General features: G+C 71.9%; 14 protein-coding genes. 2 read left to right on the top strand and 12 right to left on the bottom strand.

Features of this window, described 5'->3' with window-relative positions; genetic code table 11:
* Positions 1-128 precede the first annotated feature (128 nt).
* The 3 genes from ACY0MR_RS24285 to ACY0MR_RS24275 all read right to left on the bottom strand — a co-directional run bounded on the left by ACY0MR_RS24285 (position 129) and on the right by ACY0MR_RS24275 (position 6,233).
* Positions 129-3,932 carry an Rne/Rng family ribonuclease gene (locus ACY0MR_RS24285; protein WP_473555328.1) on the bottom strand — a complete coding sequence of 1,268 codons (3,804 nt, stop codon included), beginning with the start codon at positions 3,930-3,932 and terminating at the stop codon, positions 129-131.
* Between the two features lie 233 nt (positions 3,933-4,165).
* Positions 4,166-4,957 (bottom strand): TIGR03936 family radical SAM-associated protein, encoded by a 792-nt coding sequence (locus tag ACY0MR_RS24280; RefSeq protein WP_361863648.1) that lies wholly within the window; start codon positions 4,955-4,957, stop codon positions 4,166-4,168.
* Positions 4,958-5,090: 133 nt separating this feature from the next.
* Positions 5,091-6,233 (bottom strand): hypothetical protein, encoded by a 1,143-nt coding sequence (locus ACY0MR_RS24275; protein WP_473555325.1) that lies wholly within the window; start codon positions 6,231-6,233, stop codon positions 5,091-5,093.
* Positions 6,234-6,457: 224 nt separating this feature from the next.
* On the opposite strand from ACY0MR_RS24275, the gene ACY0MR_RS24270 reads away from it, so the two are divergent.
* A complete protein-coding gene (locus ACY0MR_RS24270) occupies positions 6,458-8,434 on the top strand; it encodes a glycosyltransferase (protein ID WP_361859487.1) in 1,977 nt (658 codons plus the stop codon).
* A gap of 93 nt (positions 8,435-8,527) precedes the next feature.
* Here ACY0MR_RS24270 and ACY0MR_RS24265 read toward each other — a convergent pair whose 3' ends face one another.
* Positions 8,528-12,139, bottom strand: coding sequence for a bifunctional glycosyltransferase/CDP-glycerol:glycerophosphate glycerophosphotransferase (locus ACY0MR_RS24265; protein ID WP_404082455.1), 3,612 nt, complete (start codon positions 12,137-12,139; stop codon positions 8,528-8,530).
* A 417-nt stretch (positions 12,140-12,556) separates the two neighbouring features.
* On the opposite strand from ACY0MR_RS24265, the gene ACY0MR_RS24260 reads away from it, so the two are divergent.
* Positions 12,557-14,875, top strand: coding sequence for a bifunctional glycosyltransferase/CDP-glycerol:glycerophosphate glycerophosphotransferase (locus tag ACY0MR_RS24260; protein ID WP_388798819.1), 2,319 nt, complete (start codon positions 12,557-12,559; stop codon positions 14,873-14,875).
* A 111-nt stretch (positions 14,876-14,986) separates the two neighbouring features.
* On the opposite strand, the gene ACY0MR_RS24255 is transcribed toward ACY0MR_RS24260, so the two are convergent.
* The 8 genes from ACY0MR_RS24255 to ndk all read right to left on the bottom strand — a co-directional run bounded on the left by ACY0MR_RS24255 (position 14,987) and on the right by ndk (position 25,506).
* Complete coding sequence (locus ACY0MR_RS24255) at positions 14,987-16,915, bottom strand: TIGR03960 family B12-binding radical SAM protein (protein WP_473555322.1); 1,929 nt, start codon at positions 16,913-16,915, stop codon at positions 14,987-14,989.
* Between the two features lie 52 nt (positions 16,916-16,967).
* Positions 16,968-18,494 (bottom strand): CYTH and CHAD domain-containing protein, encoded by a 1,527-nt coding sequence (locus ACY0MR_RS24250; protein WP_473555319.1) that lies wholly within the window; start codon positions 18,492-18,494, stop codon positions 16,968-16,970.
* Positions 18,495-18,574: 80 nt separating this feature from the next.
* Positions 18,575-19,774, bottom strand: coding sequence for a rod shape-determining protein RodA (gene rodA, locus ACY0MR_RS24245; protein ID WP_388798813.1), 1,200 nt, complete (start codon positions 19,772-19,774; stop codon positions 18,575-18,577).
* A 4-nt stretch (positions 19,775-19,778) separates the two neighbouring features.
* Positions 19,779-22,019, bottom strand: a complete 2,241-nt coding sequence (mrdA, locus tag ACY0MR_RS24240; RefSeq protein ID WP_388798810.1) for a penicillin-binding protein 2 — start codon at positions 22,017-22,019, stop codon at positions 19,779-19,781.
* A 19-nt stretch (positions 22,020-22,038) separates the two neighbouring features.
* Complete coding sequence (mreD, locus tag ACY0MR_RS24235; protein ID WP_388798807.1) at positions 22,039-22,707, bottom strand: rod shape-determining protein MreD; 669 nt, start codon at positions 22,705-22,707, stop codon at positions 22,039-22,041.
* Positions 22,704-23,693 carry a rod shape-determining protein MreC gene (mreC, locus tag ACY0MR_RS24230; protein WP_361857465.1) on the bottom strand — a complete coding sequence of 330 codons (990 nt, stop codon included), beginning with the start codon at positions 23,691-23,693 and terminating at the stop codon, positions 22,704-22,706. Before mreC ends, mreD begins: the two co-directional genes overlap by 4 nt.
* A 78-nt stretch (positions 23,694-23,771) precedes the next feature.
* The gene (locus tag ACY0MR_RS24225; protein ID WP_017239313.1) at positions 23,772-24,791 is read right to left on the bottom strand and encodes a rod shape-determining protein; all 1,020 of its coding nucleotides are present in this window, start codon (positions 24,789-24,791) and stop codon (positions 23,772-23,774) included.
* Positions 24,792-25,092: 301 nt separating this feature from the next.
* Entirely contained in the window at positions 25,093-25,506 is a 414-nt protein-coding gene (gene ndk / locus ACY0MR_RS24220) for a nucleoside-diphosphate kinase (RefSeq protein WP_361857468.1), read from the bottom strand.
* Positions 25,507-25,541 lie beyond the last annotated feature (35 nt).

Genomic DNA, 25,541 nt, shown 5'->3' with positions numbered 1-25,541 from the left:
CAGAGGCGCGACGCGTCGATAGACACGCCGACGGTCTAGGTTACGGGCGGCTGCCTCGGAGGGTCAAATTCGCCCGTTCGGCACGGGCCGCCGCCCCGACGTGCGGAGCGGCGGCCCGTACCCACCGGTCAGTCCTGGGCCGGGGCGGCGGTCTTCTCGACCGCCTTCTTGGCCGTGGCCTTCTTGGTGGTGGTCTTCTTCGCCGCGGTCTTCTTGGTCGCCGCCGTCTTCTTGGTGGCGGCCTTCTTGGCCGTGGTCTTCTTCGCCGCGGTCTTGCGCGCCGCCGTCTTCTTGGCAGGGGCGGGCTCGGCCTCGGCGGCCTCGGCGCTCTCGGCGGGCGCCTCGGCCGGGGCCGCGGTCACCACGACGACGGCCGCGTCCTCGGCGCCCGACGGCGAACCGGCGGGAGCCGTGGCCTTGCGGACCACCCGGCGGCGGGCCCGCGGCGGGGCGGCCACGGGGGCCTCCTCGGCGACGGGCTCGGCGACCGGCTCGGCGGCCTCGGCGACCGGCGCCACGACGGGCTCCGGCTCCGGCGCGGCCTCGACGACCGGCTCGACGACGGTCGGCTCGGCGGCCGGCTCCGTGGTCGAGACGACCGGGGAGGTCACCCGGCGGGTGGCACGGCGGCGGGCGCGGGGGGCAGGGGCGGCGCTCTCCTCGACCACCGGCTCGGCGGCCACGGCGACCGGCTCCGCGACCGGCTCCGCCACGGGCTCGGCCTTGGGCTTCGCCTCGAACTCGACGGACTCGGTCTCCACGACCGGCCGCGCGGTGGCCGGCGCGGACACCCGGCGGGTCGCCCGGCGGCGGCCGCGACCGCGGGTCGCGGCCGCCTCCGCCTCGGCGACGGAGCCGTACAGCTCCTCGTCCGCGGCGATCGGCTCGGGCAGCGCCACCGGCGCGGCCAGCTCCGCTGCGACCTCGGCCTCGGTCTCGGTCTCGGCGGTCTCGGCGCCGGTCTCCGCGACCTCGGCGTGCTCGTGCTCGTGGAGGTGCTCGGCGCCGCCGCGGCCGCGCTTCTTCGAGCGCTTGCCGCCGCCACCGCCGCCGGCGGTGGTCGGCTGCTCCATGTGCACGATGACACCGCGGCCGTTGCAGTGGACGCAGGTCTCGGAGAAGGACTCCAGGAGGCCCTGGCCGACCCGCTTGCGGGTCATCTGCACCAGGCCGAGCGAGGTGACCTCGGCCACCTGGTGCTTGGTCCGGTCCCGGCCCAGGCACTCCAGGAGGCGGCGCAACACCAGGTCGCGGTTGGACTCCAGGACCATGTCGATGAAGTCGATGACGACGATGCCGCCGAGGTCGCGCAGGCGGAGCTGGCGCACGATCTCCTCGGCCGCTTCGAGGTTGTTCCTCGTCACGGTCTCTTCGAGGTTGCCGCCCTGGCCGGTGAACTTGCCGGTGTTGACGTCGACGACGATCATCGCCTCGGTCTTGTCGATCACCAGCGAGCCGCCGCTCGGCAGCCAGACCTTGCGGTCGAGCGCCTTCATGAGCTGCTCGTCGATCCGGTACGTCGCGAAGACGTCGACCTCGCTCGTCCACTTGGACAGGCGGTCGGTCAGGTCCGGGGCGACGTGGTGGACGTAGCCGTGGATGGTCTCCCAGGCGTCGTCACCGCTGACGATGACCTTGGAGAAGTCCTCGTTGAAGATGTCGCGGACGACCCGGACGGTCATGTCCGGCTCGCCGTAGAGCAGCGTCGGGGCGTTGCCGCTCTTCGCCTTCTTCTGGATGTCCTCCCACTGCGCCTGCAGACGCTCGACGTCGCGGCGCAGCTCGTCCTCGCTCGCGCCCTCGGCGGCGGTGCGCACGATGACGCCCGCGTCCTCGGGGACGATCTTCTTGAGGATGGTCTTGAGGCGGGCGCGCTCGGTGTCCGGGAGCTTGCGGCTGATGCCGGTCATCGAGCCCTCGGGGACGTACACGAGGTAGCGGCCGGGCAGCGAGACCTGGCTGGTCAGACGGGCGCCCTTGTGGCCGATCGGGTCCTTCGTGACCTGGACGAGGACCGACTGGCCGGACTTGAGGGCGCTCTCGATGCGGCGCGGGCCGTTGCCCATGCCGAGGGCCTCGAAGTTGACCTCGCCGGCGTACAGGACGGCGTTGCGGCCCTTGCCGATGTCGACGAAGGCGGCCTCCATCGACGGCAGGACGTTCTGGACCTTGCCCAGGTAGACGTTGCCGACGTACGAGGTGGCCTGCTCCTTGTTGACGTAGTGCTCGACGAGCACGTTGTCCTCGAGGACGCCGATCTGGGTGCGCTCGCCGCTCTGGCGGACGACCATGACGCGCTCGACGGCCTCGCGGCGGGCCAGGAACTCGGCCTCGGTGATGATCGGGACGCGGCGGCGGCCCTGCTCGCGGCCCTCGCGGCGGCGCTGCTTCTTGGCCTCCAGGCGGGTCGAGCCCTTGATGGACTGGACCTCGTCGGCGCCGGTGCCGGGCTCGCTCTTCTCACGGGCCGGGCGGGGCTCGCGGACCTTGACGACCGTGCGGACGCCCTCCTCGTCGGTGCCCTCGGCGTCGGCGGAGGCGTCCCCGCTGCGACGGCGGCGGCGACGGCGGCGGCGGGAGCTGCTGGAGCCGCCGGCGAAGGCCTCGGACTCCTCGTGCTCCTCCTCGCCGTCCTCGGCGTTCTCGGTCTCGTCCTCGGCGTGCGGCTCCTCGCCGTCCTCGGAGTCGGCGAGCTCGCCGCGGCGACGGCGGCGGCCGCCACGACGGCGGCGCCGGGACGGGCGGTCCTCGTACTCGTCGTTCTCCTCGGCCTCGTCCGCCTCCTCGGCCTCGTCGGCGGCGGCCTCGACCTCGGGCTCGTCGGCGACGGTGGCCGGGACGGGCTCGACGGCGACCGGCTCGCCGCGACGGCGGCGGCGACGGCGGGAGCCCTCGGGGCGCTCGGCGGGCTCGGGGGTCTCCTCGACCTCGGTCACGGCCTCGACGGTCTCGGTCTCCTCGACCGTCTCCTCGTCCTCGGGCTCGACCGGGGCGGCCGCGGCGGCCGCGGCGGCGGTCTCCGGGGTCTGGAACATCGGCTCGGTGAAGACCGGGGCCTGGAAGACGGCGACCGAGGGGCGCGCGGCACGGCGCGACTCGCGGGCCGGGGCGGCCTCGGAGGTGAACTGCGGGGAGGTCGCGCGGCGGCGGCCGCGGCCACGGGTGGCGGCGGTCTCGGCCGCGGCGACCTCGGCCTCGTCGGCGGTGATCTGCGCGACGGCGGCCGTCGGGAGGGTCTCGCCGGTGGCGGCCTCGGGGGCCGTCTCGGGCGAGGCGGTCTGGCGGGTCGCGCGGCGGCGGGTGCGCGGGGCGGGCGCGGCGGTCTCCTCCGCGGCCGGAGCGGGCTCGGCGGCGGGAGCGGCCTCGACGGCGGGCGCCTCGGCAGCGGCGGCCGCGGGCTCCTCGGCGGCGGCCGGGGAGGTGACCGGCGAGGTGGCCTTGCGGGTGGCGCGGCGGCGCGGACGGGCCGGAGCGGCCTCGGCGGCCTCCTCGGCGGCGGCCGGCTCGGGCTGCGCGACCGGGGCGGTCTCCTCGGGGGCCTCGGCGGCGGCCGGGGCGGTCACCGGCGAGGTGGCCTTCCGGGTGGCGCGGCGGCGCGGACGGGCCGGAGCGGCCTCCTCGGCGGGCGCGGGGGCGGCCGCCTCGGCGGCGGGGGTCTCCGCGACCGGCTCGGAGGTCTCCGCGGCGGGTGCCGCGGCCTCGGCGGCCGGTGCGGTGGCCTTGCGGGTGGCCCGGCGGCGGGTGCGGGGCGCGGGTGCGGCCTCGGCCGGGGCGGCCTCGGCGGGTGCGGTGGTCTCGGCGGCCGGGGCGCTCTCGGCGGCCTCGGCGGTGCCCGTCACCGGCGGACCGGCGGGGCGGGAGGCTGCGCGGCGCCTGCGGCGGGGCGGCAGCTTGTCACCGGGGGCGTTGGTGTCTTCGTTGGACTCGAGCATGCGGGGTTCTCCCGTCACGCTCCCGGGCGCCGCGCCTTGGTCCGGTCCGGCGGCACGGCCGCGCCTGGGGCGCGGTGCCGCCGTCCGGGGCGCGGGCGCCGCACGGGAGCTCTGTGTCTGGCTCGCCGGTTCCGTCCGCACGGTGCGGACGGCCTGGCGAAAGTCTCCTGGTCAGTGCGCTGCCCGACCCAGGTGGCTCCCGAGTACCAGGGCGGCGCTACGACGACCGCTCCCTACGCGGTGCCGGCACCCGGCGCCGTCGCTGAGGCGGTCGCGGCGGCCGTGCTTGATGCGGCCTTGACTGCCTCGCGGTCGGGCGCGAGCGGGTCGGTCACCGTGCCGGACTCCTCGTCGAAGAGCCCCTGCGCCAGCCTGGTCACCGCTGCGGGGACCGGCGGCGCCAGGTCGGCCACAGCTCGGAGACCGGACAGGACGTCGTCGGGTCGTACGGCAGGTGTCACGTGCCGAACAACCAGCCGCAGTATCGCACAGGCGCTGTCCAGCGGCCTATCACCCTGGGGATCGCCCTGGGGAGCGGCTGCCGTCAGCTCGGTGACCGCGGAGCGCGCGTCGAAGGTGCGGACGCCGTTCTTGGTCTTGCGCTGTACTTCCACGGTCTCGGCCGCGAGAAACGCGTCGGCGGCCTTCTCCGCGGCCTCGGGGGTGACGCCCTCCAGGCGCAGCTCCCAGACGGAGGCGGTGAGCCGGTCGGCGAGGCCCGAGGTCCGGGCCTCGACGGCGTCGGTGATGTCGAGGCCGGCCGGGAGGGACTCGTCGAGCAGGACCCGCAGGGTCTCCGGGTCGCGCGTCTCGGTGAGGGCGATCTCCAGGTACTCGGCCTCGGAGCCCGTACCCGTGGGGGCGGCGTTGGCGTACGACACCTTGGGGTGCGGGGTGAAGCCGGCCGAGTACGCCATGGGCACCTCGGCACGGCGCAGCGCGCGCTCGAAGGCGCGCTGGAAGTCACGGTGGCTGGTGAACCGGAGGCGGCCGCGCTTGGTGTAGCGCAGTCGGATGCGCTGCACCGCCGGTGCGGGCGGCGGGCCTTCGGGCTGTCGCTTGCCCAGTGGTTCTTCTCCTCGGTGCGGGGCGGGCGCGGGGGGCGCGCCGCCCTCGAATGTACGGGGGCTCTCTCGGGGGCAGCCGGCTCGTCCCCCCTTACGGGGAGATCTCGGACTCGGCCGCCGCGCCGGGAACGGTCTGTCGTGATGCAGCACCTCCCAGGTTACGCGCCCGACCGGGGATGGCGGGCACGGGCTCGGGCTCCCGGGGCACGCCGAAGAGCGCGCGCCACGCGTCGCGGCGGGCGGCGGTCACGGTCGCCCGGGCGGCGGCGAGGGCGGCGGACACCGCCCGGCCGGCCTCGGCGGCGGCCTTCCGGGCGGGTCGCCACAGGGCGTCGCGGACGAGGTGTCCGACCGGGGTGCAGACGCTGCGGTAGAACCAGGCGGCGGGTCGGCCGATCAGGTTGTGCGCGAGCAGGCGCAGGACGCGGCCGACGGCGCGGGAGACGTGGCCGGCGACGCGCCAGGCGACCGCGAGCGCGTCGACGAGTTCGCGGCCGAGCACGGCGAGGATCCGTCCGAGGGGGGCGAGGACGACGCGGTACAGGAGGACGGCGGGGGTGACGAGGAGGGTCCGCAGCAGCCACCCGACGCCCCGGGCGAGGAGCGGGAGGCCGCGGCCGAGCAGGACGAGGGCCTTCCCGGCCCCCCGGGCGAGCAGGGCGAGGCCGTGGCCGAGCGGGGTGAGGACCCAGCGGTGCGTCCCGGCCGCGACGGGCACGGCCACGTACCGCCACAGGGCGGCCCACGGCCGGACGAGCAGGGCGCGGAGCAGCGCTCCGGTGCCGCGGCCGAGCGGGGCGAGCAGCCGGGTGTACGCCCAGGCCGTGGCGCGGGCGAGGCCGCGGCCGAGGGGCGCGAGGAGGGTCCGGTAGAGCCAGGCCGCCGGGGTCGCGACGCCGTGGGCGGCGAGCGGCACGACCAGGTGGCGCCAGAGCAGGATCCAGGGACGGAGGAGGAGGGTCCTGAGCAGCCACCGGCAGGCGGTGACGAGGCCTTCGGCCGTCAGGGCGACGGCCCGGCCCAGGGGGGTGAGGACGTGGGCTCCGCACCAGCCGAGCGCGCGGCCCAGCGGGCGGAACGCCCTGCGCAGGAACGCGCCGGCCAGGACGAGCGCGTCCCAGGCGAGGCGCAGGGGGACGACGAGGACCAGCACCACGATCCGTACGGGGATCCTGACGGCCGCCGTGAGGCAGCCCTCGGGCTCCGCCGGTCGGGCTGCTTTCTCCGGATGCATGTGCGGGGAGACGCAGGGGGGCCACCTGTGGTTTCGTCCGGGTCCATCCGGGGTTCGCCCGCGGCGGCGCGGCCCGGGCGACCCGGCAACCGGACGGACGGACACCGCCTGGGGGGACGGCCCCGTAGCCTGAGTCCGTACGTCCGTCCCGCATACCCCCCGACACGCTGAGGCTTGGTATGAAAATATCCTTTCTTCTGGTCGATCGCTGCCACATCGGAGGCGTGGTCAGCGCGATCCACAACCTGGCCAAGGCACTCGCGGACCACCACGAGGTCGAGCTCGTCTCCCTGCGCCGCAACCGCGACCAGGCGTTCTTCCCCCTCGACCCCCGGGTGAAGACCCTCGCGCTCAGCGACATGCGGAAGCACTCGCACACCTACGACGGCGACGACCCGATGATCGAGGCGTTCCCGCACATCTACCCGAACGAGCCCACGGACAAGAAGCCGTGGATCAGCCGCCTGGCGGAGCGGCGCCTGATGGAGTACCTGGCCACCACCGACGCCGACGTCGTGGTCAGCAACAACCCCAAGATCACCATCATGCTGGCCTACGCGGACCGCGACTTCCTCAAGGTCGCCATGGAGCACTCGCGCCCCGCCCAGTACGGCCCGCACATCCGGGACGCCCTCTTCCGGGACGCGTACCCGAAGATGGACGCCATCACCGCGCCCACGCCGGACGAGTGCGGCACCATCTCCCGGGTCGTCCCCGGCGTGAGCCACCTGCTCTCCCCCATGCCCAACTGCATCCCGGCCCACGAGGGCCAGATGTCCACCGGCGACAACAAGATCGTCGTCACGGCCGGCCTGCTCAAGCCGCACAAGGGCTTCGACGACCTCATCGAGGCCTTCTCCTCCGTGGCACCGCGCCACCCCGACTGGAGCCTGCGGATCTACGGCTCCGGCCCCGAGCACGGCAAGCTGCGCAAGAAGATCAACGACTCGGGCAGCAACAACCAGGTCTTCCTCATGGGCCCCGCCACCCCGGTCACCCCGGAGTTCGCCAAGGCCTCCGTCTTCGTCCTGCCCTCGCGGCTGGAGGCCTTCGGCAACGTCACGGTCGAGGCGATGGCGGCCGGACTGCCGGTGGTCGCGTACGACGCCCCGCACGGTCCGCGCAACATCATCACGCAGGGCGAGGACGGCTACGTCGTGCCGCTCGGCGACAAGAAGGCGCTCGCCGAGCACATCGAGAAGCTGATCTCCGACGAGGACCTGCGCCGGAAGATGGCGGCCGCCGCGGTGGCCAACGTGGTCCGCTTCCAGGAGGCCGCGACCGTCGCCCGCTTCGAGCAGCTCGTCGAGACCATGCGCGCCCGCCGGGCCGTCCCCCGCTCGGCCGCCGCCGTGGTCACCCCGCAGGGCGACGTCCGGGTCCGGGTCGAGGGGCTGCCCGCGGGCAGCGACGCCGAGCTGGTCTGCAAGGACATCCGCAAGAAGGCCGACGAGGTCGTCCTCCCCTTCATCGGCGGCGAGGCCCTGATCGGCTCCGTCGGCAAGCTCGTCGAGGGCGACTGGGAGCTGGCCATCCGCTCCGCCGGCTTCGACCTGCCGCTGCGCTCGGCCGGCTGCGACACCCTCCACATGCTGGCGCTGCAGCGGCCCCGCACCGAGGGCCCCGCCCTGTCCCTGCTGCTCCCGCACGGCCACACGGACGGCACCCTGCGGGTGCAGAGCCGGGTGCGCGCCCAGCACGTCGAGGTCGCCGCCCTGAACGTGGGCGCCACCGAGATCGTCGTCGACGCCGCCGCCTGGGGCGTCGAGCCCGGCAAGGGCAGCGTGATCGAGGCCGTCCACCGCAAGCAGGCCGACAAGAACTTCAGCGTCCCGGTCGAGGCCGGCGCCGACGGCCGCTTCACGGCCTCCCTGGACAACGCCGCCGCGGCCCGCCTGCACGAGCCCGGCGGGGAGGACATCTGGGACCTCTGGCTGCTGCCGGACCGCGACTCCGCCCGGATCCGCGTCTGCAAGCTGGCCACGGACGTGCTCACCCCGATGAACGTCTTCACCTACCCGTACCCGGTGGTGAACGGTTCCGGCGCCCCGGTCGCGCCCGCGCAGCCCAAGGCGAAGAGCGGCTGGCGCGGACGCCTGTCCGCGTCCGTCCCCGCGGCCGTCACCGGTGCCAAGCACGAACTCCGCCCGTACTTCTCCAGCAACGGCCAGCTCTCACTGAAGATCATCGACAAGAAGTGACCGGCGGGCGTCGGCCGCCCCGCGCACGACGGAGCCCCGGCCCGCAGGGAGACCTGCGGACCGGGGCTCTCGCGTACTACCCGGGGGCACCGCCTAGAGCGGCGCACCCTCCTCGGCGATCTTGAACATCAGGTCGGCGAGACGGGCGGAGGCGTGGCCGTCGTCCAGGTCGCAGAACTGGTGGTGGAACTCGTCGTACTTCTCCTGGTACTCGGCCGCCACGTCGTCGATCTCGCGGATCGCGCGGAGCAGGTCGTCGGAGTTGTCGACCAGCGGTCCCGGCGCGTCGTTCTCGAAGTCGAAGTAGAACCCGCGGAGCTTGTCGCGGTAGTGCTCCAGGTCGTACGTGAAGAACAGCATCGGACGACGCAGGTGCGCGTAGTCGAACATGACCGAGGAGTAGTCCGTGATCATGATGTCGGCGGCCACGTAGAGGTCCGCGATGTCCGGGTACTCGGAGACGTCGTAGACGAAGCCGTTCCCGGCGCCGGGGATGCTGTCCACGATGTTGGAGTGGCGCCGGATGAGGAAGACGTGGTCGTCCCCGAGGCGGCGGCGGGCGTCCTCCAGGTCGACCCGGAGGTCGAACTTGAACTGGCCGCGGCTGTGCGACAGGTCGTCGCGCCAGGTCGGCGCGTACAGCACGACCTTCTTGCCCTCGGGCAGACCCAGCTTCTCCCGCACCTCGCGGGCCCGCTCGTCGCGGTCCTCCGCGTACAGGTAGTCGTTGCGCGGGTAGCCCGTCTCGGCGATCAGCCCGTTGTAGCCCATGGCGCGCTTCAGGATGGGGGTGCTGAAGCGGTTCGACGAGACGAGGATGTTCCAGTTCGCCGCCTCCTGGACCAGCCGCTCGTGGTAGTTCGGGTCGAACTTCGGCGCGTCGATGTCCAGGCCGATCTTCTTCAGCATCGTGCCGTGCCAGGCCTGCACGATCACCTGGCCCTCGCGCCGCTTGATCCAGTGCGGGAGGTGGGCGTTGGTGACGATGTAGCGCGAGCGCGCCAGCGCCTCGTACCAGTCGCGGCCCTGGAACTTGACGGCCTTGACGGTGTCGGGCAGCTCGACCTGGCCGTCCCGGACCAACCACAGGTGCTCGACGTCCGCACCCCGGCGGAGCAGCTCCTCGTGGACGGCGCGCGGGCTGTCCGAGTACTGCTTGCCGTTGTAGCTGATGTACAGCACCGAGTCGCGCAGCGGCAGTTCGCGGCCGGCCTCGTAGACCTCCTGGCGCAGCTGGTACTGGCGGTTCGCGCCCTTCTCCATGGCCGTGAGGTCGGTCATGCAGTTGAGCTGCGGGTGGTCCTGCCAGTGGACCTCCAGCTGGTACTCGCGGCCGTTGTGCGTGCCCTCCAGCGGGAACTGGGTCGCGGCGAGGCGGTCCACGACGAGCGGGATCGACGGCTCGTCGCCCGAACCGTCCAGGCGGAACACCCAGCGGCCGGCCTTCAGCGGCAGCCGGCCGCCGGAGCCCGACATCGTGGAGGGGCGGAAGGAGACCTCGAAGCCGCCGTCCGGGAGGGCGGTCAGCGGGACCGTCTTCTCGTCGAAGCGGTTCTTGGCACTGACCACCAGATGGTGCCCCGACAGGTCGACGGCGGCGACGCCGCGGATCGTGAAGGTGCCCTCGGACTCCGAGATGCCGGTGATCTTGGCACGCAGCGGGCGGCCGGAGAACTTCAGGTAGCCGTTGGCGCCGGAGAGGACGGCGACCTCGTTCAGCGGGGCGTCCTCGCCGAAGGATTCGGGCAGCCGGACCTGGAGGTCCTCCAGGCCGTCCCGGACGACGACCCGGACCTTGCGCGGCTCCTCCTTCGAGGGCTCCGCGATCTCGATCTGGGTGCTCCAGTTGCGGCGCATCAGCTTCGCCGGGTCGGCGCCTCCGGCGGCGCGGGCCTCGGCGGTGTCCAGGTGCTCCGGCAGCAGGGCGATGTCGCGCAGGGGCACGCGGACCCGCAGCGGGGTGCGGCCGCCGGAGGCCAGCAGGGTCTCGACGGGGTACTCGAGCTCCTCGCCGCTGTTCTGGTTGCTGACCCGGAAGAGGATCTCGGTGCCGGGTGCGACGGTCTCGCGGAGGTCGGCCTCCAGGAGGATGGCGTCGCCGTCCTGCTCGAAGCCGGTGATCAGGACGGGGACCTTCTCGATGCGCAGCTTGAGGGCCGCGCGCCGCATCTCCGGGACCATCCGGTAGTTCTCGTCGAGCCACTGGTAGGGCGGGTAGGTGAGCCGGTCGGAGCCGTACGAGTGCACCGAGCGGGAGCGCACCAGACCGCCGGACAGCACGCGCATGCCGACGTGCCAGAGGCCTTCCTGCCAGCCGTCGCCCTTGCGGAACCGGGCCGGGTCGATGACCGTCTCCCAGCCGGCCCAGTCGAAGCTGTGGCCGCGTCCCTTGTGGCCGGAGCCGGTGGTGGCCTCGGGGTCGAAGACGTTGCCCAGGGGCACCAGCATGCGGCGCTGGGTGCCGTCCTTCTTCAGCTGCAGCAGCTTCACGACGCTGCGCTTGCCGGTCTGGTCGACGTGGTCGATCCAGGCGTGGCCGGCCAGCCGCAGCTTGCCGTCCTCCCAGGACAGCTCCTTCAGCGGGGAGCGCAGCTGGAGGTCCCGGTCGACGCGCAGGACCTTCTTGGGCACCAGGTCCCCGTGGGACTCCAGCGAGGGGTACTTGGCGTACTTGCGGATGACGCCGCCGAGCTCGACGGGCTCGCCGAGCCGCTCCGCCTCGATGAACTCCAGGATCTCGGTCATCGCGTGCTTGCGGACGAGCAGCCACTTGACGCGGAGCGCGGTGGGCAGCCGGTCGAGGGTCTTGAGGTCGACCTGGTCGAGGTACTTGTTCGCCACACGGAGGAACTCGGTGCGGTACTCGTCGTCGCCGTCGGGCAGCACGTTGAGGAAGATGCGCAGGTCGCCGGTGAGGACGGTGTGGTCGTACTCACGCTTCAGCGAGTCGGCGAGGGGCTCCTTCTGCTCGGCGAAGAAGCGGCTGACGGACTCCACGGCGGACGCGCGGTCGCGGGCGGCCTTGGGCTCGTTGCGGCGCTGGGTGATCGAGGGGCTGGCCTCGCCCTCGCGCAGGCGCCAGTAGTACGTGGCCTGGCTGATGATGTCGACGGACTCGGCGAGGTACTGGGCCGGCACGATGACCGGGGTGTCCTCGTACAGGACGCCCTCGGGGAAGCGGAACGCGTGGCGCTCCCAGAAGTCGCGGCGGAAGATCTTGTTGCAGGCGATCCGGTCCGTGAGGAGCTGGCGCTTCTTGCTGACGTGCGTCCGCTTGACCGCGCCCCGGGAGAGGAACCGGTGCATCGGGGACTGCCACACCTTGGTCGAGTTGATGTGCTCGACGTTGCCGGTGGCGAAGGAGGAGCCGGTCTCGTCCAGGCTGCTGATCATCATCCGGTAGGCGTCCGGCGGGATCATGTCGTCGCTGTCGACGAACGCCAGGAACTCGCTCTCCGGGGCAAGGCTGTCGAGGCCCGTGTTGCGGGCGGCACCCAGGCCGGCGTTCTCCTTGCGTATGAGCCGGAAGCGGGAGTCCTTGGCCGCGAACTCCGCGGCTATCGCGTGGGACTCGTCCGTGGAGCCGTCGTCGATCATGAGGACTTCCAGGTCCTGGAAGGTCTGCACGGCCAACGAGTTGAGGCAGGCGGGCAGGTACTGCGCCACGTTGTAGATCGGGACGATGACGCTGAGCCGGGGTGCCATGTAGTTCTGCGTTCCTTTCCGTTTCAGACCCGCTCGACGAATGCGAGCGCCTGAGGATGACGGGGCGTGCTCTTCGTTTCTCCTGCGGACCGACGAGGACGTCTCCGTCCTCCGGGAAAAACCCGCCCAGCCCTCGGCAAGACCTGGTTCCGCTCGGCCTAGACGACTCTGCGGCGACCCCCCGGCCGCCGCAGCGCTCCAGAATAGTCGATCCGTACCACAGCGGTTTTCCCGCCGTTGTGTCCGGCATCACCCCCGCGACGCCATACCACCGATCGGACAGAGGGTCCCGCAGGGGGTGAAAACGGCGCTGACGTGGGCGGGAGCGGTGCAGGGGCGGCCGCCCGCGCTCCGGAGGCCGCGGAAGCGCTCCTGTCATACTTCATCTGAGCGGTTCGACTGAGGAGACGACAAGGCATGCCGGCTGCAGCTACCCCCAGATTCAGCGTGATCATCCCTGTCTACGGGGTCGAGGGCTACATCCGTGAGTGCCTCGAGTCGGTGACGTCCCAGGGCTACGAGAACTTCGAGATCATCGCCGTCGACGACTGCTCGCTCGACAGCAGCGGCGCCATCGTCGACGAGTTCGCCGCCCGCGACCCGCGGGTGCGCGCCGTCCACCGCGCCGAGAACGGCGGCATCGGCGCCGCCCGGAACACCGGCGTGGAGCACGCCCGCGGCGACTACCTGCTCTTCATCGACGGCGACGACTCGATCCGCCCCGGCTCCCTGCAGGCCATGGCCGACCGGCTCGACACCGCCGAGGACCCCGAGATCCTGCTGTTCGACCACGTCCGCACCCATGTGGACGGCAGCGTCGAGACCAGTAAGACCGGCCCGTACCTGGCCGCGATCCGCGACCGGGTGGTCCGGCCGGTCGACGAGCTGGAACTGCTGCGGATCTTCGCCGTGGTGTGGAACCGCGTCTACCGCCGCGACTTCTTCACCGGCGAGGGCTACACCTTCACCGACGGCCTCTACGAGGACGCGCTCATGGTCTACACGACCATGGCCGCCGCCGAGCGGGTCGCGGGCCTGGAGTACGTGGTCGTCGAGTACCGCCAGCGCCGCCAGGGCAGCTCGATGCGGAGCAGCTCCCCGCGCAAGCACTTCGTGATCTTCGATCAGTACCAGCGGGTCTTCGACTACCTGGAGGGCCGCCCCGGCCTCGACGCGTACCGCCGGCTCGTCTTCGAGCGGATGGTCGCGCACTTCCTCTTCACCTTCGCCCGCGGCTTCCGAATACCCCGTAGCCACCGGCGCGCCTACCTGAAGCAGGCCGGCAAGACCTACCGCCGGAACGAGCCCGCGGGCTTCACCCCGCCGCCCGGCATGCTCGGCCTGAAGTTCAAGGTGATGCGGACCGGTTCGTACGCCGCGTTCGAGGCCCTCAAGACGGTGAACGGCACCCGTGAGACGGCCTTCGGCGCCCTCGGCCGCACGAAGCGCTGGGGCGGCCGCAAGGCCCTGCGCGCCTACTACGGCGTGCAGCGCCGCCTCCCCCTGGACGAGAACCTCGCCGTCTACTCGGCCTACTGGGGCCGCACCCCCGGCTGCAACCCGCTCGCGGTGCACGAGGCCGCCAAGAAGCTCGCGCCCGCCCTGCGCGGTGTGTGGGTCGTGAACCAGGCGCACGCGGGCGGCGTGCCGGCCGGTCTGACCCGGATCGCCCCGGCGACCTTCGGCTACTGGAAGGCGCTGGCCCGGGCCAAGTACCTGGTCAACAACGTGAACTTCCCGGACTCGGTGGTCAAGCGGCCCGGGCAGGTGCACCTGCAGACCCACCACGGCACCCCGCTCAAGCGGATGGGCCTCGACCAGCAGCAGTACCCGGCCGTCGCCCGGAGCATGGACTTCGACAAGCTCCTGGAGCGCGTGGACCGCTGGGACTGGAGCGTCTCGTCGAACCTGCACTCCACCGAGCACTGGGAGCGGGTCTACCCGGCCGCCTTCCAGACCCTGAACACCGGCTACCCGCGCAACGACGTCTACTACCGGGCCACCGCCGCGGACGTCCGCCGGATCCGGGGGGAACTCGGCATCGGGCAGGGCAAGAAGGCGGTCCTGTACGCCCCCACCGTGCGCGACCACCAGAAGGACGCGTTCGTCCCGCGCCTCGACTTCGCCCGCTTCGCCCGCGAACTCGGTCCGGACTTCGTCCTGCTGGTCCGCGCGCACTACTTCTACGGCGGCGACCCGGAGCTGAACGCGCTCGCCGAGCGGGGCGCGCTGATCGACGTGTCGGGGCACCCGTCGGTGGAGGAGCTCTGCCTGGCGTCGGACGCGCTGATCACCGACTACTCGTCGATCATGTTCGACTACGCCAACCTCGACCGGCCGATCGTCACGTACGCCGACGACTGGGAGATGTACCGCACCTGCCGCGGTGTGACCTTCGACCTGCTCTCCGGCGAGCCGGGCGACACCCCCGGTGTGATCACCACCACCGAGGACGAGCTGATCGAGGCCTTCCGCGGCGGTGCCTGGGAGGGCGAGCCGGCCGCGGCCCTGCGGCAGGCCTTCCGGGAGCGGTTCTGCTCCTGGGACGACGGTTTCGCCGCCGAGCGGGTGGTCCGCCGCGTCTTCCTCGGCGAGGAGCGCCTGCGGCCGGCCGTGGTTCCCGTGGCCGAGCGCAGCCCGGCCCCGTCGCCGCGGGTGGCCGAGGCGTCGGTGCCGCGTCAGGCGGACGCGCAGGCGGACGCGGACACGCGCGCGGTGGCGCGGGCCGACCACTAGCGACCCCCGGCGGCCCCGCGGGGCCGGCCGCGGGCCGTGCGGACGAGAGAGGCGCCCGGAGCGGATTCGCTCCGGGCGCCTCTTCGTCGGTCCCGCGCGCGGGACCGGGGGCTACTTCACGACCGTCAGCGGCAGCAGCTTCTTGCCGGTGGGGCCGATCTGGATGTGGGTGTCCATCTGCGGGCAGACGCCGCAGTCGAAGCACGGGGTCCAGCGGCAGTCCTCGACCTCGGTCTCGTCGAGCGAGTCCTGCCAGTCCTCCCAGAGCCAGTCCTTGTCGAGACCGGAGTCCAGGTGGTCCCAGGGCAGGACCTCCTCGTAGGTCCGCTCGCGGGTCGTGTACCAGGCGACGTCGACGCCCATCTCGGGCAGCGTCTTCTCCGCGCAGGCCATCCAGCGGTCGTACGAGAAGTGCTCGCGCCAGCCGTCGAAGCGGCCGCCGTCCTCGTACACCGCGCGGATGACCGCGCCGATGCGGCGGTCGCCGCGGGACAGGAGCCCCTCGACGATGCCCGGCTTGCCGTCGTGGTAGCGGAAGCCGATCGAGCGGCCGTACTTCTTGTCGCCGCGGATCTTGTCGCGGAGCTTGCGGAGCCGCTCGTCCGTCTCCTCGGCCGACAGCTGCGGGGCCCACTGGAACGGGGTGTGCGGCTTGGGCACGAATCCGCCGATGGAGACGGTGCAGCGGATGTCGTTCTGGCCGGAGACCTTGCGGCCCTCGGCGATCACGTTCATCGCCATGTCGGCGATCTGGAGGACGTCCTCGTCGGTCTCCGTCGGCAGGCCGCACATGAAGTACAGCTTCACCTGGCGCCAGCCGTTGCCGTAGGCGGTGGAGACGGTCCGGATGAGGTCCTCCTCCGAGACCATCTTGTTGATGACCTTGCGCATGCGCTCGGAGCCGCCCTCGGGGGCGAAGGTGAGGCCGGAGCGGCGACCGTTCCTGGTCAGCTCGTTGGCCAGGTCGACGTTGAAGGCGTCGACACGGGTGGACGGGAGGGACAGGCCCACCTTGTCCTCCGTGTACCGGTCGGCGAGGCCCTTGGCGATGTCGCCGATCTCGGTGTGGTCCGCCGAGGACAGCGAGAGGAGGCCGACCTCCTCGAAGCCCGTCGCCTTGAGGCCCTTCTCGACCATCTCGCCGATGCCGGTGATGCTTCGCTCCCGCACGGGGCGCGTGATCATGCCGGCCTGGCAGAAGCGGCAGCCGCGGGTGCAGCCGCGGAAGATCTCGACGGACATGCGCTCGTGGACGGTCTCCGCGAGCGGCACGAGGGGCTGCTTGGGGTACGGCCACTCGTCGAGGTCCATGACGGTGTGCTTGGAGACGCGCCACGGCACGCCGGACCTGTTGGGCACGACGCGGCCGATGCGGCCGTCCGGCAGGTACTCCACGTCGTAGAACCGCGGGACGTACACCGAGCCGGTCCTGGCGAGGCGGAAGAGGACCTCCTCGCGGCCGCCCGGCCTGCCCTCGGCCTTCCAGGCGCGGATGATCTCGGTCATGTCGAGGACGGCCTGCTCGCCGTCGCCGATGATCGCCGCGTCGATGAACTCCGCGATCGGCTCGGGGTTGAAGGCCGCGTGGCCGCCCGCGAGGACGATCGGGTGGTCGACGGTCCGGTCCTTCGACTCCAGCGGGATGCCGGCCAGGTCGAGGGCGGTGAGCATGTTCGTGTAGCCGAGCTCCGTGGAGAAGCTCAGGCCGAACACGTCGAACGCGCCGACGGGGCGGTGGCTGTCGACCGTGAACTGCGGGACCTTGTGCTCCCGCATCAGCTCTTCGAGGTCCGGCCAGACGCTGTAGGTGCGCTCGGCGAGGACGCCCTCCCGCTCGTTGAGCACCTCGTAGAGGATCATGACGCCCTGGTTGGGCAGACCGACCTCGTACGCGTCCGGGTACATCAGCGCCCAGCGGACATCGGCGGACTCCCACGGCTTGACCGTGGAGTTCAGCTCTCCACCGACGTACTGAATCGGCTTCTGCACGTGCGGGAGCAGAGCTTCGAGCTGCGGGAAGACAGACTCGGCAGCAGACATCTCGAACCTTCGTGAGCTGGCAGGGGGGCGACTCTCAAGCGTACCCCGGTGCTCAGCGGGTCAGGGACGCCAGGAGTTCCGGGGCCGAGGCCCGGGCCCAGACCTCGGGGAGCCGGCGCTCGGCGTCCGCGGCGGCGGCTTCCTCGCGGCCGAAGAGAAGTCCCCAGGTGAAGGCCGATTCGCCGGCTCCGTGGGCGACGGCCGCGAGCTCGCGCAGGGCCTCGCGGGTGACGACCGCGTCCTGGTGCTCGCCGAGCAGGCTCTGGACGGCCTTCACCCGCTTCGCGAGCCGCTTGGCGGACTTCCCGAGGGTCGGGCGGGCCGCCTCGGCCGCGTAGCGGGCCCGTTTGGCGGCCTTGCGGGCCTCGTGGAGGGCGAGGTCCCGCTCGTGCCCGGGGTCGAGGCCGAGGGCGTGCCCGATCCGGTCGCCGAGCCGGTCGTGGTCCTTGCGTACGGCGCGGGCGAGGACCTCCGGGGCGTCCCCGGCGGCGTCCGCGCGCAGCGGCGGGTCGGCGAGGAGCGCGTCGAGGGCGCCGAGGAGGGCGAGGTGGCGTGCGGAGTCGAGGGCGGCGAGGGCCTGGCGCCGGGCGCTCCGGCCCAGCGCGGCGTCGCGGCGGCGCAGCCGGGCCTTGACGGGGCCGAGGGCCAGGGTGCGGGGCAGCGCGCCGATGCGGGCGCGCAGCCGTTCGTCGAGGACCTCCTGGTCGCGGGCGACGCCGAGTTCTCCGGCGAGCCACTTCAGCTCCTCGCCGAGGGGGTCGGTGACCTCGCGGTCGAGGACCTTCCGGTAGGTCTTGAAGGCGCTGCGCAGCCGGCGGCAGGCGACGCGCAGCTGGTGGACGGCGTCGGGCAGGTCGCGCCGGACGGCGGGGTCGTACGTGACGATCGCCTCGACCTGTTCCCGTACGTAGGCGAGGACGGCGGCGCCGGCCGTGCCGGGTCCGCCGGCCGCGTCCGTGGCGGCGGCGTCCTCCTGGGGACCGGCGCCGGTCTCGGCGAGCGCGCGCGACAGCTTCGACGGGGAGTCGGAGGGATGGATGCCGGCCTTCCTGAGGCGCTTCTCGACGGCGTCGAGGACGGCCGGGTCGGTGTCGTCGGCGAGTTCGACCTCGATCTCGGTCCAGGCGGCCTCTCCCCCGCCGGTGAGGCCCTCGGCGTGGACGGTGTCCACGGAGACCTCGGCGAGGACGGTGCCGTCGCGGTCCCGGAGGTGGCGGACGTCACGGGAGGAGCGGAGGCGGACCACGGGGACGACCTCGCCGTCCCGGACCCGGGAGCGCAGGAGCCCCGCCAGGGACCGCGGGAGCGTGTCCGAGAGCGGGGCTCTGATCTCGTCGCGGATGCCGGGGGCGACGGGGAACTTGAGGTGCCAGCCGGCGTCCGCGCCGCCGGTGCGGCGGCGCAGGGTGAGCGCGTCGGCGGCGAGCCGCAGGTCGGGGGTGTCGTAGTAGACGGCGTCGAGTTCGGTGACGCCCTCGTCGGTGACCGAGGCCACCCCGGCCGCCCGGGCCAGGTCCGGCAGGCCGGTCCGGGGGGTGGCTTCGTACTTCCGCTCGATCTCTCGCTTCGTGTCCGCCATGCAACGAATCTAGACGGGATGCCCACTCCGCGGGAGTACGCCCGGCGGCCCGGCCGGAAACCGGCCGGGCGGCGGGGCCGCTATGCCGTCATGGGCCGCTGGACCTTGATCGACTGGAGGAGTCCGATCGCGACCCAGACCGCGAACATCGACGAGCCGCCGTACGAGACGAACGGCAGCGGCAGGCCGGCGACCGGCATGATGCCGAGCGTCATGCCGATGTTCTCGAAGGACTGGAAGGCGAACCAGGCGATGATCCCGGCCGCGACGACGGTGCCGTAGAGCTCGGTGGTCTCGCGGGCGATCCGGCAGGCCCGCCAGAGGACGACGCCGAGGAGGACGAGGATGAGGCCGGCGCCGACGAATCCCAGCTCCTCCCCCGCCACCGTGAAGACGAAGTCGGTCTGCTGCTCGGGCACGAACTGGCCGGTGGTCTGGGAGCCCTTGAAGAGCCCGGCGCCGAGGAGGCCGCCGGAGCCGATCGCGATCCTGGCCTGGTTGGTGTTGTAGCCGACGCCGGCCGGGTCGAGGTCGGGGTTGGCGAAGGCCGCGAAGCGGTTGATCTGGTACTCGTCGAGCATGCCGAGCGCGGTGACCAGGACGGCGCCTCCGATGCCGGCGCCGATCAGTCCGAGGACCCAGCGGTTGGAGGCGCCGGAGGCGAGCAGCACGCCGAGCACGATGACCGCCATGACCATGACCGAGCCCAGGTCCGGCATCAGCATGACGATGCCCATGGGGAGCGCGGCGAGGGTGAGGGCCTTGGCGACCGTGCGGTGGTCGGGGTGGAGCTGGTCGCCGGCGTCGACCTTCGCGGCCAGCAGCATCGCCATCACCAGGATGATCGTGATCTTCACGAACTCGCTGGGCTGGAGCGAGAAGCCGCCGCCGACGACGATCCACGCGTGGGCGCCGTTGATGGTGGCGCCGAGCGGGGTGAGCACGGCGAGGATCAGCACGATCGAGAGGCCGTAGAGGACCGGGACCGCGCCGCGCAGGGTGCGGTGGCCGAGCCAGATCGTGCCGATCATCAGGGCGACGCCGATGCCGGTGTTGAGCACGTGCCGGAAGAGGAAGTAGTACGGATCGCCGTTGTTGAGCTCGGTGCGGCCGCGGGTCGCGGACCAGACGAGCAGCGACCCGATGAAGGAGAGCGCGAGCGCGGAGAGCAGCATCGGCCAGTCGAGCCGGCGGACCACCGAGTCGCGGGCGGCCAGCTTGGCGAGCGTGCCGCGTTCGGGGGCGTACCGGGAGACGGAGAAGCCGTGGGGTGCGGTCATCGTTTCAGTCCCTCCGCCAGGCGGCGGGCGGGCCCGCGAGTTCCTGCTGGTCGGGCTGGTCGGGGTCGGCCTGGCCGGGATCGGCCGGGTCGGGCTGCTGGGTGCCCGCCGGGGCGTCGGGGTCGACCTTGCCGACCTCCGGGTCGTACGGCGTGACCTTCGGGGCGTCGATGGAGCCGTCGGCCTCGATCTTGGGGAGGCTCTTCTGCGGCTGCGGCAGCAGGGCCCGCTTGAGGTCCTGGTTGCCGGCGTCGTCGAGTCCGTAGAGCGCGTCGTAGATGTTGCGGACGGCGGGGCCCGAGGCGCCGGAGCCCGTACCGCCCTGGGCGATCGTCATGACGATCGAGTAGTCCTTGGTGTACGTGGCGAACCAGGAGGTCGTCTGCTTGCCGTAGACCTCGGCGGTACCCGTCTTGGCGTGCATCGGGATCTTGTCCTGCGGCCAGCCGCCGAACCTCCAGGCGGCGGTGCCGCGGGTGGCGACTCCCGCGAGGGCCTCCTCTATCAACGCCTGCGTCTTGCTGTCCATGGGCAGCCTGCCATGGGACTTGGGCTTGATCTCGGTGACCTTCTTGCCGTCGGGGCTGATGATCGCCTTGCCGACGGTCGGGTTCCAGAGGGTGCCGCCGTTGGCGATGGCGGCGTAGATGGTGGCCATCTGGATGGGGGTGACGAGGGTGTCGCCCTGCCCGATGGAGTAGTTGACCGAGTCACCGGCGCGCATCAGGTTGCCTTCGAGGCAGTTCTCGTAGGAGAGCTGCTGCACGTAGGTGCCGCCGCGCTTGCCGATCTTGCACCAGTAGTCCTTGTTGGCCGCCCAGAAGTCCTGCTTCCACTTCCGGTCGGGGACCCGGCCGGTGACCTCGTTGGGGAGGTCGATGCCGGTCTCGGCGCCGAGGCCGAACTGGTGGGCCGTCTTGTAGAACCAGTCGTTGGCGTTCTTCTTCGGCTTCATCCCGCCGTCCTTCTGCCACTGCTGGTGGGAGAGGGCGTAGTAGACGGTGTCGCAGGAGACCTCGAGGGCCTGACCGAGGGTGATGGAGCCGTGGCCCTGGGACTCGAAGTTCTTGAAGACCTGGTTGCCGATGGAGTACGAGGACGGGCACGGGTAGCGCCCGTTGAAGTCGTATCCGGCGTTGACGGCGGCGGTGGTCGGGATGACCTTGAAGATGGAGCCGGGCGCGGCCTGGCCCTGGATGGCCCGGTTGAGGAGCGGGAAGTTGGAGTCCTTGCCGGTGAGGGCCGCGTAGTCCTTGGCGGAGATGCCGCCGACCCAGGCGTTGGGGTCGTAGTCGGGCTGGGAGGCCATGGCGACGATCCGCCCGGTCTTGTTCTCCATGACCACGACGGCGCCGGAGTCGGCCTTGTAGTTCTCGCTGGTGTTCTTGTCGTAGACCTTGCGGGCCTCGACCATCGCGTTGTGCAGCTCCCACTCGGCGACCGCCTGCACGCGGGCGTCGATGGAGGTGACGACGTTGGAGCCGGGGACCGCGGGGTCGTTCTTGGCCTGGCCGATGACCCGGCCGAGGTTGTCGACCTCGTAGCGGGTGACGCCGGCCTTGCCGCGCAGTTCCCTGTCGTAGGTGCGCTCGATGCCGGACCGGCCGATCTGGTCGGAGCGGAGGAACGGCGAGTCGGTGTCCTTGGCCTTCTCGATCTCCGCGTCGGTGACGGGCGAGAGGTAGCCGAGGACCTGCGAGGTGCGGGACTTGCCGGGGGCCGGGTAGCGGCGCACGGCGGTGGGTTCGGCGGTGATGCCGGGGAAGTCCTCGGCGCGTTCGCGGATCTGGAGGGCCTGCTGGGTGGTGGCCTCGTCGGTGACCGGGATCGGCTGGTAGGGCGAACCGTTCCAGCAGGGCTTCGGGGTCTTGGAGTCGCAGAGCCGGATCTTGTTGATGACCTCGTCGGGCTTCATGTCGAGGACGTCGGCGAGCCGGGTGAGGACGGCCTTGCCGCGGTCCTTCATCTTCATCAGCTCGGTGCGGGACGCGGAGACCACGAGCCGGGTCTCGTTGTCGGCGAGCGGGACGCCGCGGGCGTCGAGGACGGAGCCGCGCACGGCGGGCTGCACGACCTGCTGGACGTGGTTGTTCTTCGCCTCGTCCGTGTACTCCTTGCCGTTGCGGATCTGGAGGTACCAGAGCCGGCCCCCCAGGGTCAGCAGCAGCGAGAAGACGAGGATCTGGATGACGACGAGCCGGATCTGGACCCGGGGGGTCCGCCCTGTCTCGGGGATGTTGCTCATACGGCCGGGGCCCCCTCGATCACAGTCGCTTGACTCCCTTGATGCGTCCGGCCCGTGCGGCGCGGTTCCGGGCGGTCTTCACGCGCAGGCCGCCGCGCTGGGTCCCGATCCTCAGGCCGGTGCCGGAGGAGAGCCAGCCGGAGGCGACGTCGGTGCCGTTGCCGCCGCCGGCGTCCGCGAGCGGATCGTTCTCCGCGCGGCGGGCCAGCGCCATGATGAGCGGCACCGTGAAGGGCGCGAGGAGCAGGTCGTAGACGGCCGCGGTGAACAGCAGGGACCCCAGGCCGACATGGCGGGCGGCGGTGTCGCCGACCAGGGCGCCGACCCCCGCGTAGAGCAGGGTGGAGCCGACGGCGGCCGCGACGACGACGGCCATCGGGCCGGTCGCCGAGGTCAGCCGGCCGTTCTCCGGGCGGGCGAGGCCGACGAGGTAGCCGATGACGCAGAGCACGAGGGCGTAGCGGCCCGCGGCGTGGTCGGCGGGCGGGGCCAGGTCGGCGAGGAGGCCGGCGGCGAAGCCGATGAGCGAGCCGCTGACGGGTCCGTAGACCAGGGCCAGGCCCACGACGGTGAGCAGGACGAGGTCGGGGACGGCGCCGGGGAGCTGGAGCCGGGCGAGGACGGAGACCTGCACGACCAGGGCCACCACGATCAGGGTGGCGGAGAGGAGGATCCGGTTGAACTTCACGGTGTGGTGTCCCCCTGGTCCTGGCCCTGCTGGTTCTGGCCCTGCTGGTTCCGCTGTCCGTCGGCGGCCTGCTGTCCGTCGGTCGGCTTCGGCGTCACGGTGACCGTGACGGTCGGCGCCGGCTTGGGCTTCTGCGGCAGGACGGTGTCCCGCGGGTCGGCCGGGGGCGCCTGGACGACGACGCCGACGATGTCGAGCTTGGTGAAGCCGACGTAGGGGCGGACGAAGATGTTGCGGGTCAGGCCGCCGCCCGCCGGGTCGACGCGGACGACCTCGCCGACCGGGACGCCCGGGACGAAGGGCTTGTCGGCGCGCGAGCCGAAGGTGACGAGCCGGTCGCCGGGCTTCACCTTGGCCTTGCCGTTGAGGAGCTGCACGACCAGCGGGCGGTCGCCCTGCCCGGTGGCGAAGCCGAGTTCGTCGGACTTCTCCATGCGGGTGCCGACGGTGAAGTCGGGGTCGTTGGCGAGCAGGACCGTGGAGGTCGACGGGCCGACGGTGGTGACGCGGCCGACGAGTCCGGAGCCGTTGAGCACGGTCATGTCCCGCTTGATGCCGTCGCGCGCGCCGACGTCGACGGTGACGGTCCAGGAGAAGCCCTGGGCCGCTCCTATGGCGATGACCTGGGCGCCCTTGATGCCGTACTGCCCGGCGCCGGCGGTCTTCAGCATGGCGTCGAGCTCGCGCAGCCGGTTGCGGTTGCGGTCGTCGCTGCCGAGCTCGGCCTTGAGCTCGGCGTTCTCCTTCTCCAGGGCGGCGATCCGGGTGTGCCGCTCGCCGGAGTCCCTGACCGCGCCTATGGCGTTGCCGATGGGGTCGACGGCGGCCGCCACACCGTTCTCGACCGGCCCGAAGACCGCCGCTGCGGCCTGTCGGGCACCGTCGACGGGTGACTCCTGGCCGCCGCGGATGTCCACCGTGATCAGTGCGAACGCGATGGCGATCAGCAGCACCAGGAGCAGCCGGCTCTCTCGTGTGTCCCTCACGTGCGGCGGCCGTGCCTTTCCTCGTGGTTCGGTTGTTCGGCTGTGCGGTGGTGCTCTCGTGGGGCTGTACGGGTGGTGCTAGCGGCGCGGCTGGGCGTCGAGGACCTGCTGGAGGGCCTCGAACTCCTCCACGCACTTGCCGGAGCCGAGGGCCACCGAGTCCAGCGGGTCCTCGGCGATGTGGATCGGCATGCCGGTCTCGCGGCGGAGGCGCTCGTCGAGGCCGCGGAGCAGCGCGCCACCACCCGTGAGAACGATGCCGCGGTCCATGACGTCACCGGACAGCTCCGGCGGACACTTGTCGAGGGTGGTCTTCACCGCGTCGACGATGGCGTTGACCGGCTCCTCGATGGCCTTGCGGACCTCGGCGGCCGAGATGACCACGGTCTTCGGCAGGCCGGAGACGAGGTCGCGGCCGCGGATCTCGGTGTGCTCGTCCTTGTCGAGGTCGTAGGCGGAGCCGATGGTGATCTTGATCTGCTCGGCGGTCCGCTCACCGAGGAGGAGCGAGTACTCCTTCTTGATGTGCTGGATGATCGCGTTGTCCAGCTCGTCGCCGGCGACCCGGATCGACTGTGCCGTGACGATTCCGCCGAGGGAGATGACGGCCACCTCGGTGGTGCCGCCGCCGATGTCCACGACCATGTTGCCGGTGGCCTCGTGGACCGGGAGGCCCGAGCCGATGGCCGCCGCCATGGGCTCCTCGATGATGTGCACCTGGCGGGCGCCGGCCTGCGTCGAGGCCTCGATGACGGCGCGGCGCTCCACCCCGGTGATGCCGGAGGGCACGCAGACGACGACGCGGGGGCGGGCCAGGTAGCGGCGCTTGTGGATCTTGAGGATGAAGTAGCGGAGCATGCGCTCCGTGATCTCGAAGTCGGCGATCACGCCGTCCTTCAGTGGCCGGACGGCGACGATGTTGCCGGGGGTCCGGCCGATCATCTTCTTCGCCTCGGCTCCCACGGCGAGGATGCCACCGGTGTTGGTGTTGATGGCGACGACGGAGGGCTCGTTCAGAACGATGCCCCGACCCCTGACGTACACCAGCGTGTTGGCGGTCCCGAGGTCGACAGCCATGTCACGGCCGATGAACGACATTGAGTTCCCCTTGTTTCCCATGAGGATGCTTCGGGCCTTCCCCAGCGAGCGTTGACGGCTTCTCAGGTAGGCGAAACGTTGGCTGAAGTGGGTGGCTGAAGGTGGTGCGGCGTGGAGTTTTCCATCGTAGTGCCGCCCGCCCGGATACCGCGCGGTGGTCCACCTCTGTACAGGTGACGGTAGGACGCGGCGATCCGTTCCCGGGATCGGCGTTCATATGCCTGGGGGCGACCGAATTCCTTCGGTCGCCCCACAGGCTGCTGCTTTCGGCTGACGCCGGGTCAGCGCATCCGGGTGCGGCTCAGACCAGACCCGGGAAGAAGATCTTGAGCTCGCGCGCGGCCGACTCCTCCGAGTCGGAGGCGTGGATCAGGTTCTCCCGGACGATGGTGCCGAAGTCGCCGCGGATCGAGCCGGGCGCGGCGGCGATCGGGTCGGTCGGACCGGCCAGCTGGCGGACGCCCTCGATGACCCGCTCGCCCTCGACGACGAGCGCGACGACGGGGCCGGAGGACATGAAGCCCATCAGCGGCTCGTAGAAGGGCTTGCCCTTGTGCTCGCCGTAGTGCTGCTCCAGGGTCTCCTGGTCCAGCGCGCGCAGCTCCAGGGCCGCCAGGGTCCAGCCGGCCTTGCGCTCGATACGGCCGATGATCTCGCCGATCAGGCCACGGCGGACGGCGTCGGGCTTGAGCAGGACGAGCGTGCGCTGGCTCACGGGGGAACTCCTTCGGAAAAGCGGTGTGCGGGCCT

It is taken from the genome of Streptomyces sp. JN8, assembly GCF_055808075.1.
The sequence above is the reverse complement of the archived record's forward strand: the minus strand, read 5'-3'. Positions and strand labels throughout refer to the sequence as shown.

What these genes read in the sequence shown, in the direction of transcription:
- ACY0MR_RS24285 (WP_473555328.1), bottom strand. Translation starts at nt 3,932, where the DNA reads ATGCTCGAGTCCAACGAAGACACCAACGCCCCCGGTGACAAGCTGCCG.
- ACY0MR_RS24275 (WP_473555325.1), bottom strand. Translation starts at nt 6,233, where the DNA reads ATGCATCCGGAGAAAGCAGCCCGACCGGCGGAGCCCGAGGGCTGCCTC.
- ACY0MR_RS24265 (WP_404082455.1), bottom strand. Translation starts at nt 12,139, where the DNA reads ATGGCACCCCGGCTCAGCGTCATCGTCCCGATCTACAACGTGGCGCAG.
- ACY0MR_RS24260 (WP_388798819.1), top strand. Translation starts at nt 12,557, where the DNA reads ATGCCGGCTGCAGCTACCCCCAGATTCAGCGTGATCATCCCTGTCTAC.
- ACY0MR_RS24255 (WP_473555322.1), bottom strand. Translation starts at nt 16,915, where the DNA reads ATGTCTGCTGCCGAGTCTGTCTTCCCGCAGCTCGAAGCTCTGCTCCCG.
- ACY0MR_RS24250 (WP_473555319.1), bottom strand. Translation starts at nt 18,494, where the DNA reads ATGGCGGACACGAAGCGAGAGATCGAGCGGAAGTACGAAGCCACCCCC.
- rodA (WP_388798813.1), bottom strand. Translation starts at nt 19,774, where the DNA reads ATGACCGCACCCCACGGCTTCTCCGTCTCCCGGTACGCCCCCGAACGC.
- mrdA (WP_388798810.1), bottom strand. Translation starts at nt 22,019, where the DNA reads ATGAGCAACATCCCCGAGACAGGGCGGACCCCCCGGGTCCAGATCCGG.
- ACY0MR_RS24225 (WP_017239313.1), bottom strand. Translation starts at nt 24,791, where the DNA reads ATGTCGTTCATCGGCCGTGACATGGCTGTCGACCTCGGGACCGCCAAC.